A 15,415-nucleotide genomic window follows, 5' to 3' on the forward strand; every position below is an offset into this window, starting at 1 on the left:
CCGCGGCCTCGGCCCCACCGGACCCGCCGCGGCACGCGGTCCCCGGGCCCGGCCGTCACCCGGGCGGCAAACGATGGTCCGGCGCAGGGCCTAGCAAGGCCGCTTGCGCAGCTCCATCACATAGTCGTGCGGCGCGCCCGCCGACTCCGCCGCGTCGGCGATCTCGCCGAGGTAGCGGGCCGCCGGCAGGCCGCCCTCGTACCCGTTGAGGACGTAGAGCCAGGCGGCCTCGTCGCCTTCGAGCGTGTGGACCCGCACCCGCATGCGGCGGTAGATGTCCATGCCCACGCCCTCCCAGCGGTCCATGGACTCCTCGTCCATGGGGGCGATGTCGTAGAGGGCGACGAAGACCTGCGAGCGGGGGGCCTCGACGATCGTCGGCAGCGCTCCCTCCCAGCCCATCTGCTCCCCGCCGAAGGTGAGCCGCCAGCCGTTGAGCCAGCCGGTGCCGCGCAGCGGCGAGTGCGGAGCGCGGCGGGTCATCAGCCGCGCGTCGAGGTTGCCGGCGTACGCGGCGTAGAGCGACATGGTTCCGAGGGTACGGGAGGTCAGGGGGTGGGCTCGTGGTACGTGAGGTGCGAACGGCGGCCCCCGGGGGGTACCCCGGCGCGGGCGTACGGGACAATGGAGTACGTGACTCGGATCGTGATCATCGGTGGCGGACCCGGCGGATACGAGGCGGCCCTGGTGGGCGCCTCCCTCGGCGCGGAGGTGACCGTCGTCGACTGCGACGGCCTGGGCGGGGCGTCGGTGCTGACCGACTGCGTCCCGTCCAAGACCCTCATCGCGACGGCCGAGGTGATGACCACCTTCGACTCGTCCTACGACGAGCTGGGCATCATCGTCGAGGACGACACCCCGCCGGTCGACCGGCCCGCCCGGGTCGTCGGGGTGGACCTCGGCAAGGTCAACCGCCGGGTGAAGCGGCTGGCGCTCGCCCAGTCGCATGACATCACCGCCTCCGTCACCCGTGCGGGTGGCCGGGTGCTGCGCGGCCGGGGCCGGCTGGAGCCGGGGCAGTCGCCGGACGGCTCGCGCACGGTCACCGTCACCGCGGCGGACGGCACCGAGGAGACGCTGACCGCGGACGCCGTCCTGATCGCGACCGGCGCGCACCCGCGCGAGATCCCGGACGCCCAGCCGGACGGCGAGCGCATCCTGAACTGGACGCAGGTCTACGACCTCGACGAGCTGCCGGAAGAGCTGATCGTGGTCGGCTCCGGCGTCACCGGCGCCGAGTTCGCCGGCGCCTACCAGGCGCTCGGCTCGCGGGTCACCCTCGTCTCGTCCCGCGACCGGGTGCTCCCGGGCGAGGACCCGGACGCCGCCGCCGTCCTGGAGGACGTCTTCCGCCGGCGCGGCATGAACGTGATGGCGCGCTCGCGGGCCGCCTCCGCCAAAAGGGTGGGCGACCGGGTCGAGGTCACCCTGTCGGACGGCCGTACGATCACCGGTTCGCACTGCCTGATGGCGGTCGGCTCCATCCCGAACACCGCGGGCATCGGGCTCGAAGAGGCCGGCGTACGGCTGAAGGACTCCGGCCACATCTGGACGGACAAGGTCTCGCGCACCTCGGCCCCCGGCGTCTACGCGGCGGGCGACTGCACCGGCGTCCTCGCGCTGGCCTCCGTGGCCGCGATGCAGGGCCGGATCGCGATGTACCACTTCCTCGGCGACGCGGTGACCCCGCTCAACCTCAAGGCCGTCTCCGCGAACGTCTTCACCGACCCGGAGATCGCCACCGTCGGCTACAGCCAGGCGGACGTGGACGCGGGCCGGATAGACGCCCGGGTCGTCAAGCTGCCGCTGCTGCGCAACCCGCGCGCGAAGATGCAGGGCATCCGCGACGGCTTCGTGAAGCTGTTCTGCCGCCCCGGCACGGGCATCGTGGTGGGCGGTGTGGTGGTCTCGCCGCGCGCCAGCGAACTGATCCACCCGATCTCGATCGCGGTCGACAACAACCTGACGGTGGAGCAGATCGCCAGCGCCTTCACGGTCTACCCGTCGCTGTCCGGCTCGATCGCCGAGGTCGCGCGGCAGCTGCACACGCGCAAGACGTCCGGCGAGCAGCCCGCCGAATAGGGCCGATCAGACCGCGGCCAACGGGATGAACGGTCCGGGCGGACACCGGTCCGCCGGGCCGGGGACGGCCTCCCCGCACGCCGGCCGGGCGCACCGCCCGGCCGCCCGTTCCGCGTACCGTCCGACGGCGGAAGATGCCCTTCGGCGCCGCTTCATGGCACTCTTATGCCACTGCGCGACCGGCCACCGGCATATACCACGTGCGAGGGTCGGGAACGAACAACTTCCGTTAATTGGTGCAACCTGCTGAAAGCAGACGGTCGTTGGCGTTACTGTCAGTTTCGTGTTCGCTGCAGAACGTCGCCAACTGATCCTCGAAATGGTGCGCGCGAACGGAGCCGTGTCGCTCCGTGAGCTCGCCCGCGTCGTCCAGACCTCCGAAGTAACCGTACGGCGGGACGTGCGGGCGCTGGAGGCAGAAGGACTGCTCGACCGCCGGCACGGCGGTGCGGTCTTGCCGGGCGGTTTCGCCCGGGAGTCCGGCTTCCCACAGAAATCCCACCTAGCGACCGCGGAGAAGACGGCCATCGCCGATCTCGCCGCCGGCTTCGTCGAAGAAGGCGAGGCCATCGTGGTCGGCGCCGGTACCACCACGCAGGAGCTGGCCCGCCGGCTCGCGCGGGTGCCCGGTCTGACCGTGGTCACCAACTCCCTCCTGGTCGCCCAGGCGTTGGCGCACGCCAACCGTGTCGAGGTCGTGATGACCGGCGGCACCCTGCGCGGCTCGAACTACGCGCTGGTCGGCAGCGGGGCCGAACAGTCGCTCCAGGGGCTGCGGGTCTCCCGCGCCTTCCTCTCGGGCAGCGGCCTGACCGCCGAGCGCGGCCTGTCCACGTCCAACATGCTCTCCGCGAGCGTGGACCGGGCGCTGGTGCAGGCGGCGGCGGAGGTCGTGGTCCTCGCCGACCACACCAAGCTCGGTACGGACACCATGTTCCAGACGGTGCCCACCGACGTGATCACCCGGCTGGTGACCGACGAGCCGCCGGGCCACGACGACCGGGCCGCGACCGAACTCCAGGCCCTGGCCGACCAGGGCGTGCAGATCTCGGTGGCCGGCGGGCCCGGGGCCGGCACGGGAGCCGGCCAGCCGGCATCGGAGGTGATGGCGGCCGACCGCCGGGGCCCACGCAGGGACGTGCCGCTGCCCGGCCAGCGGCGCAACCTGTCCCCGGGCGGCGGCGGTTCCGGGCCGCAGCTGCGGACGGCCGCGCCGCTCGCCGAGCCGCCCGGCAGCCGGGTCGCCGACCTGGCACCCCGCCGCCGCTGAACGGGTGCCGGCGCGCGTACGGCCGCGCCGGCACCGCCCCGACGGCCCGGGACCCGGACGGACGACCCGGAGCCCCGGCGCTCGCGCCCCGCGTCCCGGCGCCCCCGCGTCCCGGCCCCGCTCACCCCTGCTCGGCGCGCAGCCCCCGCAGCGTCAGCGTGAGCAGCCGGTCGGCCAGGCCGGGGTCGTCCGGTGACTCCTCCACGGCCAGCGCGATGCCGTTGGTGAGCTGCATCAGATCGCCGATGCTCACATCGGTCCGTACGGCGCCCGCTTCCTGCGCGCGGCCGAGCAGTTCACCGCCCGCCTCGCGCATCGGGACGCTGCACCGCGACAGCCCGGAGGTGGCGTCGCCGGACGCGGCCATCAGGGCCCGTGACAGCCCGCGGTAGGTGCTGGCGTGCGCGATGATCGCGCGCAGCCACTCGACCAGCGCCGCGCACGGCTGCGGCGCGTCGCTCAGCTCCCGCGCGTGCGCCAGCAGCGCGTCCACCTCGCCCTGGAAAACGGCGCCCATCAGGGCCGTCCGGTTGGGGAAGTGCCGGTAGAGCGTGCCGATCCCCACGCCCGCGCGCCGTGCGATGTCCTCCAGCGAGGTGTCCGTGCCGTGGTCCGTGAAGGCCGTACGGGCCACCGCCAGCAACCGCTCGTAGTTGCGGCGCGCGTCGGCGCGCATGGGTCGTACGGTTTCCTGCCCTGCCGTCTCGGTCACCATCGCCGTCCTCGCCGTCCTCCCTGAGCGCGGCCCTCCACCGGACCGGTGTCCCCAGGATGCCACTGCGCCCACCGCACAAGCCTTCGGACCGGCGGCGCACCCCGCCGCCCGGCGCGCGGGGTGGACGGGAGGCGGCCCGCGGGTGACGGGGAGGGAAGGCGGCGTGGGCGCCTTGGGGAACAAGTGCGAGCGGTGGCAACGGGGCGCTCCCGGCAGGCATCAAACCTGGCGCAATGGGGTCTTCGGAGACCGTCGGAACGCGTGCGGGAACACCTGCCGGGAGCACCTGGGGAAGCAATGGAACTGACCAGCCGATCGCTGTTGTACACCATGATCGCGGTCGCCGTGGTGTGCGTGGGGCTCACGCTCTGGCAGTGGCCGCGCTTCGCCCGAAGCGGCCCGCTGGCCTGGCTGGGCCGGATCGGGTCCATCCTGGCCACCCAGCTGTCCATCGTCGCCGCGCTCGGCCTCGTCGTGAACGCCAACTTCCAGTTCTACGGTTCCTGGCACGAGCTGCTCGGCCTGTACGACGACGCGCCGGGCGCCGTCGCCAAATGGGGCGACGGGGGAGCGGGACCGGCCGGCGACCCGTCCAAGGGCCTGGTGCAGCCCGCCGGGGCCGAGGGGCTGGACAAGGTGCACGGCCTGCCGAAGGGGCCGCCCGAGCGGACGGGCCGGGTGGAGTCCGTACGGATCGTGGGCAAGCGCACCAAGGCCGTGGACCCGGCGTACGTCTACCTGCCGCCGCAGTACTTCCAGAAGCAGTACGCGCGCCAGCGCTTCCCCGTCATCGTCGCGATCAGCGGTTACCCGGGCGGCCACTACCTGCTGGGGCAGCACCTGCGGGTGCCGCAGACGGCCGGCGACCTGATCGCCGGGAACCGGATGCAGCCCACCGTCATCGTCATGCTGCGGCCCACCATCGCGCCGCCGCGCGACACCCAGTGCGTGGACGTGCCGGGCGGCCCGCAGGCCGAGACGTTCTTCGCGAGCGACCTGCCCACCGCCCTGAAGGAGCACTACCGGGTCGGGCACGACCCGGGCGCCTGGGGCGTGCTCGGCTACTCGTCCGGCGGCAGCTGCGCCCTCCAGCTGACCATGCGGCACCCCCGTACGTACACCTCGGCGGCGGCCCTGTCGCCCGACTACAAGGTCACCAGCGACCCCACCACCGGTGACCTCTTCGGCAGCGGCGCGGAGCGGGCCCGGCGCAAGCGGGAGCACGACCTGATGTGGCGGCTCGCGCACCTGCCCGCGCCGCAGGTGTCCGTGCTGATCGGCACCAGCCGGGAGGGCGAGAAGAACTACCCGGCGGCGAAGGAGTTCCTGAACGCGGTCAAGCCGCCGATGAAGGCCGAATCGATCATCCTCGACCAGGGCAGCCACAACTTCGCCACCTGGCGGCGCGAACTGCCCGCCGCGCTCCAGTGGATGAGCCGGCAGCTGACGTTCCCGCAGGACGTGGTGGGCAACTCCTAGCGTCCGGACGGCAGCGAAGGGGCCCGCGGCGGGTGCCGCGGGCCCCTTCGGACGCGTACGGTACGGCCGTCAGTCCTTGATCTCGCAGATGACCGCGCCGGACGAGAGCGAGGCGCCGACCTCGGCGGTCAGGCCCTTGACCGTGCCGGAGCGGTGCGCGTTCAGCGGCTGCTCCATCTTCATCGCCTCCAGGACCACGACCAGGTCACCCTCGGCGACCTGCTGGCCCTCCTCGACGGCGACCTTGACGATGGTGCCCTGCATCGGCGAGGCGAGCGAGTCGCCGGAGGCCGCGGAGCCGGACTTCTTGGCCGCCTTGCGCTTGGGCTTGGCGCCCCCGGCGACCGCGGCACGGGCCAGCGGCATGCCGAGCGAGGACGGCAGCGAGACCTCCAGGCGCTTGCCGCCGACCTCGACGACGACCGTCTCGCGGGTGTCCGCCTCGGCCTCGTCCGTGCCGGGCGCGGCGAACGGCTTGATCTCGTTGACGAACTCGGTCTCGATCCAGCGGGTGTGCACCCGGAACGGCTCGGTGGAGCCGGTCAGCTCGGGCGCGAACGCCGGGTCCTCGACGACCGTGCGGTGGAACGGGATGGCGGTGGCCATGCCCTCGACGGTGAACTCGCCGAGCGCGCGGGCGGCGCGCTGCAGCGCCTGCTCACGGGTGGCGCCGCTGACGATCAGCTTGGCGAGCAGCGAGTCCCAGGCCGGGCCGATGACCGAGCCGGACTCCACGCCCGCGTCCAGGCGCACGCCGGGGCCGGCCGGGGCCTCGAACTTGGTGACGGTGCCGGGGGCCGGGAGGAAGTTGCGGCCCGGGTCCTCGCCGTTGATGCGGAACTCGAAGCTGTGGCCGCGCACCGGCGGGTCGTCGTAGCCCAGCTCCTCGCCGTCGGCGATGCGGAACATCTCGCGCACCAGGTCGAGGCCGGTGACCTCCTCGGTGACCGGGTGCTCGACCTGGAGGCGGGTGTTGACCTCCAGGAAGGAGATCGTGCCGTCCTGGCCCACCAGGAACTCGCAGGTGCCCGCGCCCTCGTAGCCGGCCTCCTTGAGGATGGCCTTGGACGCGCGGTACAGCTCGGCGTTCTGCTCCTCGCTCAGGAACGGCGCGGGGGCCTCCTCGACGAGCTTCTGGTGGCGGCGCTGGAGCGAGCAGTCACGGGTGGAGACGACGACCACGTTGCCGTGCTTGTCGGCCAGGCACTGGGTCTCCACGTGCCGCGGACGGTCCAGGTAGCGCTCCACGAAGCACTCGCCGCGCCCGAAGGCCGCCACGGCCTCGCGGACGGCGGAGTCGTACAGCTCCGGCACCTCTTCCAGGGTGCGGGCGACCTTCAGGCCGCGCCCGCCGCCGCCGAAGGCCGCCTTGATGGCGATCGGCAGGCCGTGCTCCTCCGCGAAGGCCACGACCTCGTCCGCACCGGAGACCGGGTCGGGGGTGCCGGCGACCAGCGGCGCACCGGCGCGCTGCGCGATGTGACGGGCCGCCACCTTGTCGCCGAGGTCGCGGATGGCCTGCGGCGGCGGGCCGATCCAGGTCAGCCCGGCGTCGAGGACGGCCTGGGCGAACTCGGCGTTCTCGGAGAGGAAGCCGTAACCGGGGTGGATGGCGTCGGCGCCCGAATCGGCGGCGGCGGCAAGGACCTTGGCGATGTCCAGGTAGCTGGTGGCAGGAGTGTCACCGCCCAGGGCGTAGGCCTCGTCGGCCGCGCGGACGTGCAGGGCGTCCCGGTCAGGGTCGGCGTAGACGGCTACGCTCCCGATTCCGGCATCCCGGCATGCACGGGCTACGCGGACAGCGATTTCGCCTCGGTTGGCGATGAGCACCTTGCGCACGATCGGTTCCTCCTTGGCGCTTCGCCGCAACAAATTAGGACGTCGCGAGTTTAGGGACTGGCGACACCGCGTGCCGACCCGTTCCCGGTAGTGAGCTTGCCCACACGGAGCGTGTGCCCGGTGGGCGTCCGGGACCGAAGTCGCCCGGTATCCCAGGGTAGGCCCGTATTCCCGGGGTGCCGCAGTGATCAAAATGTGGGCAAGGTCTCGCCCGTCCGCCGTTCACCGGAACCCCGATTCTTTGTGGAGTCCCTACGAATGGGCGAAGGAAACTTTGCCCGCGGCTGCGCCCCGGCGGGCGCGTCCGCTTCCGTTCCGGCTCTTACCCGCCCCCGGCCTCTTGTAGAGCGGGGGGTACCCAGGAGTAGCCTGCGCGACGGACTTTCGTACTCGCGGTAACAGTGCAGCGGCCGGGAAGTGGGTGGTCGGAATGGCGGCGCGCGGACCGGTGGCGTGGGCGGCGGCGGTGGTGCTGGTGCTGGAGGCGCTCGGCATCCTCTTCCTGAACTGGGTCCTGAGCATCGTGGTGGACGAGCAGCACATGTCCATGGCGGGCGTGGACCCCGGCGCGATGTCCGCCGGTGCCTGGGTGCTCGGCGCCGTCTTCGCTCTCTACCTGGTGTGCTGCGCCGTCCTCCTGGCGCGTACCGCCGTGCGCGACCGCCCGCCGGGGACCCTCGGGCGCATCGCGCTGATCGGCTGCGCGGTGGCGCACGCCGTCCTCGGGGCCTTCGCGGTCGGGCTGGTCGGCTGGGCGGCGTTCGCGGTGCTGATGGCCGTTCTCGGGCTGCTGGTGCTGACGCTGCTGGCGTACGGGGCGGCGGACGGCGCGGACGGTACGGGCGGCGGCGCGTCGGCTACCGCTCCGGCTCGCCCCACGTCCTGACGTCCACCTCGTCCCCCACCGACAGCGTGCCCGGCCGGAGCACGGCGAACTTGGCGCCGAACACGACGCCGCCGCCGGCCGCGCGCCGGTACCCGGCCAGGGTCCGCAGCGGCTCCGGCCCGGTCCGCGCGCCGGTCCCCTGCTCGATCGTCGTCACGGCGCAGCGCACCGCGAGCTTGGCGTACCCCAACTCGGCGTCGCCGAGGGCGACCCGGCGCGCCCGGTCCTCGGTGTGCGGCTCGTCCCAGCCGTCGACCACGATGTTGGGCCGGAACCGGTCCATCGGCAGGGGGGCCGCGCCCTGTGCCGCGAGCCGTTCGTGCAGCAGCGCCAGCGAGGAGCGGGACAGGACGTGCAGCGCGCAGCTGTCGGCGTACCCGGAGGTGCCGGGGGTCAGACCGTCCGTCACCCGGCCGTGGTCCGGCGGCACCCGTACGAGCCTGCTCGGCGCGCCGAGCACCTCGGTCAGCCACTCGGCCGCGGCGGCACCCTGGTCGATGCCCCGGTAAGGCACCTTGAACAGCTCCACGTCCCTGGGGGCGGACGAGGCGTCCACGTCCAGGCTCAGCGTGTCCGCGCCCGGCGCGGCGAGCGTCATCCGGGTGCCGTCCGGGCTGATCCCGGGCCGGATCACCGCCAGCCGGGGGTCCCGCCGCTGGCTGCGGAACACGCCGTCCGTGCCGGTCACCATGAAGCCGCGGTCGTGCGCGAGCCCGGCGGGCGTCAGCTCCGCGGTGCTCACCGACACCCCCGCACACCCTTTGACCGGGTAGTACCTCAGCTCGGCCACCGTCGCCCTGCCGGTCATGTGCTCCCCCTGTTCCTCATGGGCCCCGTGACCACCGCGCACCCCGCGCATCTCACGACGCCCGTACGCACCGCGCTCCCCACGCGCTGTCGGTGCCAACCTAGCGCCGGGCCCTCAGGCCAGCGCCATCACCTCGCGCCGCAGGGCCTCCGTCAGCGGGCCGCGCAGCCGGGCGAAGTCCGCCACCGGCAGGGCGGCCGATACGGCGGTCAGTGCGGTGGCCGGGGTGCCGGGGCCGCCGGGGCGCACCGGTACCGGTACGGCGATGCACGCCATTCCGGGCACCGACTCCTCCCGCTCCACGGCCACTCCCTCCCGGCGGATCCGGCGCAGCTCGCGTTCCAGCCGGTCCGGGGCGGTGAGGGTGTGCGCGGTCCGGGGCGGCAGTTCGCCGGCGGTCAGGTACTGGCGCCGGGCGGCGGCCGGGAGGGCGGCGAGCAGGGCGCGGCCGTGCGCCGTGGCGTGCGCGGCGGTGTCCGGGCCGACCGAGAAGGCGGAGTCCGGTCCGGCGGCGCCGTCCAGCACGGCGATCCCGCCGTCCCGGTATGTGCTGAAGAAGATGTCCGCGCCGGACGACCGGCGCAGCCGCAGCAGCGCCTCGTGCACCCGCTCGTCGATCCGCAACTGCCGCTGGAACGCCCGGTGCAGGGCGGGGACGCGGTAGCCGAGGGTGTACCCGGCGGCCGTACGGGTCAGGTGGCCGCGCTCGGTCAGCGAGCCGAGCAGGTCGTAGACCGTGGACAGCCCGCAGTCCAGCTGCCGGGCCAGCGCCTTGGCCGGGACCGGCTCCGCCGCCTCGGCGACCGCGTCGAGCAGGTCCAGGGCACGGTCGACGGACTGCGGCATGGCGGTCTTCCTCCGGGGCGGGCGGCGTACGGGCGCGGTGTGCGGGGGCGGGGGCGGGTACGCGGGCGGGCGGCGCGTGCGTACGGCCCTCCAGCCTCGCACAGCTTCGTGGGGGGCCGGGCCGGCCGCGGTGACGGTCGTCACCGCACCGGACATTTCGGGAATGTACGGCGGCCGGTCACCGTTCACCCAGGTCGGGCCTCCACTCTTCCGGTTTCGGAACCAAGCTCACCAGGAGTTTTTCAATGCAGTGCTTCGACTGTGCGGAACTCGGCAGCGCGACCGCCGCGCTGGCCGTCTGTGCGGAGTGCGGCGCGGCGGCGTGCGCCGCGCACGCCGCCGTCGTCCCGCGCACGGTCCACCGGACGGCGGGCCTGGGCCGCAGCACGTCCCACACGGCGGGCCGCCGCCTGCTGTGCACGCACTGCCGCCACGCGGCGACGGCGGCGGCGTAACGCACGGTCTCCGGGCGGCCTCCGGACGGTCAGGGCGCCACGAGGCGGACGATCTCGCGCGGGCGCGCTTCCCGCTCGTCGTGGGCGAGGTCCAGCCCGGGGGCCGCCTGCACGGCGGCGAGCGACGCGGCCGACGCCTCCTCGGATTCCCACTGCACGACCGACACCACCGCGTCGCCGTCCGCGGTCAGCCAGCAGTCCGCCGACAGGCAGCCGGGCGTGCGCCGGAACTCCTCGGCGACGCGGTGCACGCGGGCGACGAACTCCTCGCGGTGTGCGGGGCGCGGGTAGTGGTGTGCCACCATGCCGACCTTCATGACGCTCTCCTTCGCGGTGTCCGGCGGTGTGCCGTGCGGCCGGGGCCCGCGTGGTCCGCGGGGACCCCGGGTGGGTACGTGAGCCCGAGCGCGCCGGCGGCGGCCCTGGTCACGAGCGTTTCGTCGTGCGGTGCGTGCCCGGCCAGGGCGATCGAGGTGCCCTCGACCGCGCCGACGAAGGCGAGTGCGACGGTCCCGGCGGGCGGGCCGTCCGGGATCGCCCCCGCCGCGCGCGCCGCTTCGACCAGGGCCGTGCAGCGGGCGGTCAGAGCGCGGTAGCCCTGCTCGATCGCGTTTCCCACCGGGTGGTCCTGTCCGGTGAACTCCAGCCGCAGCGCGATCGCCACGCGGGCGATGTCGCGCCGGCAGTGGACGGCGTGCCCGCGCGCCAGGGTGAGCAGCGCCGCGACCGGGTCCGGTGCCTGGTCGACGAGCCGGCCGACCTCCTGCTGCCAGGTTTCGAGCACCCACTCGGTCACGGCCAGGGCCAGGTCCTGCTTGCCCGTGAACTGGTGGTAGAGCGCGCCGCGGGTGTACCCGGCCTCCTGGGCGACCTGTTCGAGGCTGAGGTTGCCGTAGCCGTAGCGGGACAGGCCGCGGGCGGCCGATTCGAGCAGCGCGGCGCGGGTGCGTGCCCGCCGCTCGGCCTGCGTGGCGCGGGGGTGCCCCGCGCCGCCTCGCCCGTCCGGCCCGCTCGCCGCGCTCTTACCTACATGCATGTATGTATGTTACGCGCCGCGCCCGCGCGCATTCAATGGCCTTCGCCCGCCGAAGCGTTGACGGTCCCGGCCCGGTCGCACAGCGGACGCGGCGCCGGCCGCCCTCACCCTCCGTGACCCGTACCGGGGCGCGCTCCGCATGCGACGGGCGCGCGCCGGGGTCACCATGCGAGGAGTGCCCCGTGCGCTCTTCATGAGGAGGTAGGGATGCTGCCGGTCGCGGAACTGCTGGCCGACTGCCTGCGGGACGCCCGTGTCGCCCCGCTCGGAACGGTGCCGGTCGGGCCGGACGATCCTGGGTACGCCGACGCCCGCCGCGCGTTCCTCGCCGCCGGGCTGGCCACCCTCCGTGACGGGGGGCCGGGCGCGGACTGGGTCCAGGTGAGCCTGGACCCGGGAGCGGCGGTACGGCGCGACCTGTACGGCAGCCTCGCGCGGACCGTCCGCGAACTCCTCGGTGCCGGAGCGGTCCGCAACTTCTTCTTCATGCACAAGCCCCCGGGCCTGCGCCTGCGCTTCCAGGCGCCCGCACGGGACGCGTGCGACGCGTTGCGCGCCGATCTGCTGGCACGTCTCACCACCGACGGCGGACTCGGCGCGGCGCTGATCCGCCCGCCGGTCTGCGGGGTGTACGAGCCGGAGACCTACCTGTTCGGCGGCGAGCGCGCGATGCCCTGGGTGCACGGGGTGTTCACGGCCGACTCGCTCGCCTGGCTCGACCACCACGCCGGCGCGGCGGCCGGGGGAGGCGCCCCCGAAGCCGCGGACTGGCGGGTTTCCCTGACGCTGCTCCGCGAACTGCTCGACGGGCTGGGCATCGTCGGCTGGGAGCACCGCGGGGTGTGGGAGTCCGTACGGGACGACACGGGGCGGCGGCTCGGCGAGGACCCCGACGCGGCGGCCACGCGGCGCGCCGCCGAGGGCATCCGCGCGTTCTGGCGGCGCGGCCGGGACGAGCTGACGGCCGGGCTGCCCGCGCCCGAGCGCGCCGCCCTGGAAGCCCACCGGGACGCGGTCGGCACGGCCGCGCGGCAGTGGTGTACCGGGTACTTCGCGTCCGGTGACGCGACCGGCGGTGCCGGGCCGCGCCGGGCCGCCGCGTACTGCGTGATCTTCCACTGGAACCGCGGCCGGCTCTCCCCGGCGCGGCAGTCCCTGCTGACGGCGGCCCTCGCGGCACCCGAGATGAGCCGGGCGCCCGCGGCGGACCCGCGCCCGGCGGCCGTGGCGGGAGTGACCGGCCGTGGCTGAGGCGGACATGGGCGCGTTCGCGGCGGACGGGCGCGCGCCCGAGGTGGACGCGGGCGCGCCCGGGTCGCCGGGTGGGCCGGGGCTCGGCGGTACGGCCCTGCTGCGCACCGCCGGAATACCGGCCGCGGCGTGGACCGGCGCCGGGAACCCGCGGCTCTTCGAGCGGGCCGGCGAGTACGACCGCGCACGGCGGCAGCAGGCCGGCCGCGCCCGCGCCCTCGCCGGACGGCTGGGCACCGCCGTGGTCCCGCACCCCGCCCTCACCGGCGCCGACCGCCGGGCGGTCCTCGCGCTGCGCCGCCGCCTGCACGGCGGTGCGGCCCCCGGCGAGGCGGACTGCGCGTACCTGGAGTCCCTGGCCGCGGTCCCGGAGGACCTGGTGCACGAGGCCGTCGCCGTGCACCGCAACGACGTACGGCTGTCCCGTGCCCGGCGGGAACTGGAGAGCGCGGTCGCGGACGAGACGGACCGGGTGGGCGCGCTGGGCTGGACGCTGGCCTGCGCGGGACCGGTCATGCGGGCCTTCCTGGCCGACGCGGCACCGGACCTGGCACCGACCGTCGAACGCCGGCTGGCGCACGGCGAGTCCTGGAACGGCAAGCGGCTGCGCAAGAGCGGCGCGTACCTGTGGCGGGCGCTCGGCCGGGCCGCGGTGAAGACCACACCGCGCGGCTGGGTCGGCCAGGTCGCGCCGCTCCCGGTCGAAACCCGTACGGCACCCGGCGCCACGGACCCGGACGAGCCGCCGCCGCTGCTCGCACCCGGCACGGCGCTGGGCGCGATGGCGGCCGAGGCGGCGGAGAACGTGCACGTGGCGCGGACCCGCCTGAGCGCCGTCGACCTGACCTCGGCGGACCCCGCGACGCTGCTCGCGCCCGCGCCGCTGCACTTCCGCACCGCCGGAGCCGTACGGTGCTGGGTGACCGACCCGGCCGTACGGGACCGCCTGCGCCAGGTCGAACTGCGCCGCACCCGGCCGCTGGACGCCGTACTGACCCTGCTGGCCGAGGGGCCGCGCCCGCTGGGCGAGATCGAGACCGCGCTGCTGGGCACCACGGGCGGCGCAGGCGGCACCGGGCCCGGCCGGACGGGCGACGGCACCCGCCGGGTGCTGCGCGGATTCCTCGCCCACCTGCACGGCCTCGGCGTCCTCCAGGTCTGTGCCGCCCCGCGCCGTCGGCGCAGCGCCTGGACGCCGCCGGTGGCCGTCCGCGAGCGGGACCGGCTGCCGCGTCCGCAGGCCCTGGGAGACGCGGAGTTCGTGGACTCGTACCGGATGGCCGAAGGGGCGGCCACGGTGCCCGCGGCAGCCGCCGACGCCGTACGCGACGCACTGCGCACCGCCGCCCGCCTGGCCGCGCTGCGCGAAGCCGACGTCCGGCCCGGCGGGTCCGGGCGGCAGCTCCCCGACGAACTGCGCGTGCTCGACGAGCGTCCACGCGCCCTCAGCGATCTGCTGGCCGATCACTGGCCCGACGTCCGGCTGGCGCAGGGCGACGGCAGGCCCACCGCGCCCGCGCGGCACCGCTACGAAGGCTGGCACCCGGCCCGTACCGCGCACTCCGGATACGCCCGCCTGCTCGCCCACCTCGCCACCCGCGGCGACGAGCAACAGGTGGACGTCACCGACGCGTTGCTGGACTCCTTCGACGCGCCCGCGGGCGCCGCCGTACTGCCGCCCTGGCCCGTCGACTGCCTGCTGCGGCCCCTCGCCGGAGCCGGACCGGGCCCGCTGGCCGTCCTGGAGACGGCCTCGCCCGCCGGCATGCTGGACGCCCGGTTCGCCGACGCGCTGCACACCCTGCACGGCGGCTACGACAACGCCGAGCGCTACCGCGCCTTCCTCGCCGCCGTGGAACGCGAAGCGGACGTGCGGTTCGTCGAACTGCTGGTGCCCCCACTGGCCGAGCGCGCCGCCAACGCCGTACGCCGCCCGCTGGTCACCGGCTGGTGGACCGGCGACCCCGACCCCGCGCCGTACTACGGGACCGCCGCCGGCCCCGCCCGCTACCTGCCGCTCGACCGCGTCACGCTGCGCCGCGACGGCGGGCGGGTGATCGCGGAGGCGGACGGCCGGCGCATCGTGCCGGTCCACCACGGGACGCGCAGCGCCCTGCCGCCGTACGACGTGCTGCTGCGGCTGCTGATGGCCGCGAGCCACCCCGGGACGGCGTACCTCGTCCGGCTCGACGGGCTGGCCGGAGCCTTCCCGCGCGCCGCACGGCTGCCACGGCTCACGGTGGGCGGACGGCTGGTCGTCTCCCCGGCCACCTGGCGGCTGCCGCGTACGGCGCTGTGGCGCGCCGACGACGGCGACCTGGCCAAGGTGCGCGCCCTCGCGGCACTGCGCCGCTCGGCCGGCCTGCCCCGCTTCGTGTTCCTGCGGTACGGCGCGGGTGCCAAGCCCGTACCGGCCGACCTGGCGGCGCTGCCCGCGCTGCGCGTCGTCGACCGGCTGCTGGCCCGGGGGAGCGCCCCGGAGGGCGGCGACGAGCTGCTGGTCGAGGAGATGCTGCCCGCGCCGGACGGGCTGGTGCTGCGCGACCGCGCGCACCGGGACGGCGGCCGGGGCCGCGGCGACGGCGCGTACGTGGCCGCCCAGCTCCTCATGAGACTTCCGCACGACCGCGCGATCGGCGATCTCGCGGCGTCCGCGGCCGCCGCCCTGGGCGGCGGGACCGGCCTCCCCGGAACGCTCGCCCCCAGCGGGCGCGCCGCCGGGGCGGACCCCATCCATTGAGAGAAGGG

General features: G+C 74.9%; 14 protein-coding genes. 7 read left to right on the forward strand and 7 right to left on the reverse strand.

Going from position 1 to position 15,415, the window contains the following annotated elements; all coding sequences use genetic code 11:
• Positions 1 to 90: 90 nt before the first annotated feature.
• Complete coding sequence (locus tag ACH4FX_RS18840; protein ID WP_360136724.1) at positions 91 to 528, reverse strand: gamma-glutamylcyclotransferase; 438 nt, start codon at positions 526 to 528, stop codon at positions 91 to 93.
• A 96-nt stretch (positions 529 to 624) separates the two neighbouring features.
• Here ACH4FX_RS18840 and ACH4FX_RS18845 point away from each other — a divergent pair, with 96 nt between their 5' ends.
• On the forward strand, positions 625 to 2,082 hold the full coding sequence (locus tag ACH4FX_RS18845; protein WP_398480266.1) for an NAD(P)H-quinone dehydrogenase: 1,458 nt from the start codon (positions 625 to 627) through the stop codon (positions 2,080 to 2,082).
• A gap of 283 nt (positions 2,083 to 2,365) precedes the next feature.
• Positions 2,366 to 3,352, forward strand: coding sequence for a DeoR/GlpR family DNA-binding transcription regulator (locus tag ACH4FX_RS18850; RefSeq protein ID WP_398480268.1), 987 nt, complete (start codon positions 2,366 to 2,368; stop codon positions 3,350 to 3,352).
• A gap of 121 nt (positions 3,353 to 3,473) precedes the next feature.
• Here ACH4FX_RS18850 and ACH4FX_RS18855 read toward each other — a convergent pair whose 3' ends face one another.
• Complete coding sequence (locus ACH4FX_RS18855; RefSeq protein ID WP_398480270.1) at positions 3,474 to 4,028, reverse strand: TetR/AcrR family transcriptional regulator; 555 nt, start codon at positions 4,026 to 4,028, stop codon at positions 3,474 to 3,476.
• A 336-nt stretch (positions 4,029 to 4,364) separates the two neighbouring features.
• On the opposite strand from ACH4FX_RS18855, the gene ACH4FX_RS18860 reads away from it, so the two are divergent.
• Positions 4,365 to 5,546: an alpha/beta hydrolase gene (locus ACH4FX_RS18860; protein WP_398480272.1), complete on the forward strand. Its 1,182-nt coding sequence runs from the start codon at positions 4,365 to 4,367 to the stop codon at positions 5,544 to 5,546.
• Positions 5,547 to 5,615: 69 nt separating this feature from the next.
• Here ACH4FX_RS18860 and ACH4FX_RS18865 read toward each other — a convergent pair whose 3' ends face one another.
• On the reverse strand, positions 5,616 to 7,385 hold the full coding sequence (locus ACH4FX_RS18865; RefSeq protein WP_398480274.1) for an acetyl/propionyl/methylcrotonyl-CoA carboxylase subunit alpha: 1,770 nt from the start codon (positions 7,383 to 7,385) through the stop codon (positions 5,616 to 5,618).
• Positions 7,386 to 7,815: 430 nt separating this feature from the next.
• Between ACH4FX_RS18865 and ACH4FX_RS18870 the strand changes: the two genes are divergently transcribed.
• Positions 7,816 to 8,271, forward strand: coding sequence for a hypothetical protein (locus ACH4FX_RS18870; RefSeq protein ID WP_398480276.1), 456 nt, complete (start codon positions 7,816 to 7,818; stop codon positions 8,269 to 8,271).
• Here the strand turns inward: ACH4FX_RS18870 and ACH4FX_RS18875 are convergent.
• Positions 8,243 to 9,079, reverse strand: coding sequence for an MOSC domain-containing protein (locus tag ACH4FX_RS18875; protein ID WP_398480278.1), 837 nt, complete (start codon positions 9,077 to 9,079; stop codon positions 8,243 to 8,245). The genes ACH4FX_RS18870 and ACH4FX_RS18875 overlap by 29 nt on opposite strands.
• 114 nt (positions 9,080 to 9,193) lie before the next feature.
• On the reverse strand, positions 9,194 to 9,925 hold the full coding sequence (locus tag ACH4FX_RS18880) for an IclR family transcriptional regulator (RefSeq protein ID WP_398480280.1): 732 nt from the start codon (positions 9,923 to 9,925) through the stop codon (positions 9,194 to 9,196).
• Positions 9,926 to 10,170: 245 nt separating this feature from the next.
• Between ACH4FX_RS18880 and ACH4FX_RS18885 the strand changes: the two genes are divergently transcribed.
• Positions 10,171 to 10,380, forward strand: coding sequence for a DUF2180 family protein (locus ACH4FX_RS18885; protein WP_150247991.1), 210 nt, complete (start codon positions 10,171 to 10,173; stop codon positions 10,378 to 10,380).
• Between the two features lie 29 nt (positions 10,381 to 10,409).
• Here ACH4FX_RS18885 and ACH4FX_RS18890 read toward each other — a convergent pair whose 3' ends face one another.
• On the reverse strand, positions 10,410 to 10,697 hold the full coding sequence (locus tag ACH4FX_RS18890) for an antibiotic biosynthesis monooxygenase (RefSeq protein ID WP_398480282.1): 288 nt from the start codon (positions 10,695 to 10,697) through the stop codon (positions 10,410 to 10,412).
• Positions 10,694 to 11,416 (reverse strand): TetR/AcrR family transcriptional regulator, encoded by a 723-nt coding sequence (locus ACH4FX_RS18895; RefSeq protein ID WP_398480284.1) that lies wholly within the window; start codon positions 11,414 to 11,416, stop codon positions 10,694 to 10,696. Before ACH4FX_RS18895 ends, ACH4FX_RS18890 begins: the two co-directional genes overlap by 4 nt.
• A gap of 207 nt (positions 11,417 to 11,623) precedes the next feature.
• Here ACH4FX_RS18895 and ACH4FX_RS18900 point away from each other — a divergent pair, with 207 nt between their 5' ends.
• Together ACH4FX_RS18900 and ACH4FX_RS18905 are read left to right on the forward strand one after the other, a co-directional pair.
• Positions 11,624 to 12,667, forward strand: coding sequence for a thiopeptide-type bacteriocin biosynthesis protein (locus ACH4FX_RS18900; RefSeq protein WP_398480286.1), 1,044 nt, complete (start codon positions 11,624 to 11,626; stop codon positions 12,665 to 12,667).
• On the forward strand, positions 12,660 to 15,407 hold the full coding sequence (locus ACH4FX_RS18905; RefSeq protein ID WP_398480288.1) for a lantibiotic dehydratase: 2,748 nt from the start codon (positions 12,660 to 12,662) through the stop codon (positions 15,405 to 15,407). The genes ACH4FX_RS18900 and ACH4FX_RS18905 overlap by 8 nt, the downstream gene beginning before the upstream one ends.
• The last annotated feature ends 8 nt before the right edge of the window (positions 15,408 to 15,415 follow it).

The sequence above is a fragment of the Streptomyces sp. NPDC018019 genome, from assembly GCF_044327805.1.
Taxonomy (GTDB): domain Bacteria; phylum Actinomycetota; class Actinomycetes; order Streptomycetales; family Streptomycetaceae; genus Streptomyces.

Coding starts and splice junctions, on each gene's coding strand:
- ACH4FX_RS18840 (WP_360136724.1), bottom strand. CDS start 528: ATGTCGCTCTACGCCGCGTACGCCGGCAACCTCGACGCGCGGCTGATG.
- ACH4FX_RS18845 (WP_398480266.1), top strand. CDS start 625: ATGGAGTACGTGACTCGGATCGTGATCATCGGTGGCGGACCCGGCGGA.
- ACH4FX_RS18855 (WP_398480270.1), bottom strand. CDS start 4,028: ATGCGCGCCGACGCGCGCCGCAACTACGAGCGGTTGCTGGCGGTGGCC.
- ACH4FX_RS18860 (WP_398480272.1), top strand. CDS start 4,365: ATGGAACTGACCAGCCGATCGCTGTTGTACACCATGATCGCGGTCGCC.
- ACH4FX_RS18870 (WP_398480276.1), top strand. CDS start 7,816: ATGGCGGCGCGCGGACCGGTGGCGTGGGCGGCGGCGGTGGTGCTGGTG.
- ACH4FX_RS18875 (WP_398480278.1), bottom strand. CDS start 9,079: ATGACCGGCAGGGCGACGGTGGCCGAGCTGAGGTACTACCCGGTCAAA.
- ACH4FX_RS18880 (WP_398480280.1), bottom strand. CDS start 9,925: ATGCCGCAGTCCGTCGACCGTGCCCTGGACCTGCTCGACGCGGTCGCC.
- ACH4FX_RS18885 (WP_150247991.1), top strand. CDS start 10,171: ATGCAGTGCTTCGACTGTGCGGAACTCGGCAGCGCGACCGCCGCGCTG.
- ACH4FX_RS18890 (WP_398480282.1), bottom strand. CDS start 10,697: ATGAAGGTCGGCATGGTGGCACACCACTACCCGCGCCCCGCACACCGC.
- ACH4FX_RS18895 (WP_398480284.1), bottom strand. CDS start 11,416: ATGCATGTAGGTAAGAGCGCGGCGAGCGGGCCGGACGGGCGAGGCGGC.
- ACH4FX_RS18900 (WP_398480286.1), top strand. CDS start 11,624: ATGCTGCCGGTCGCGGAACTGCTGGCCGACTGCCTGCGGGACGCCCGT.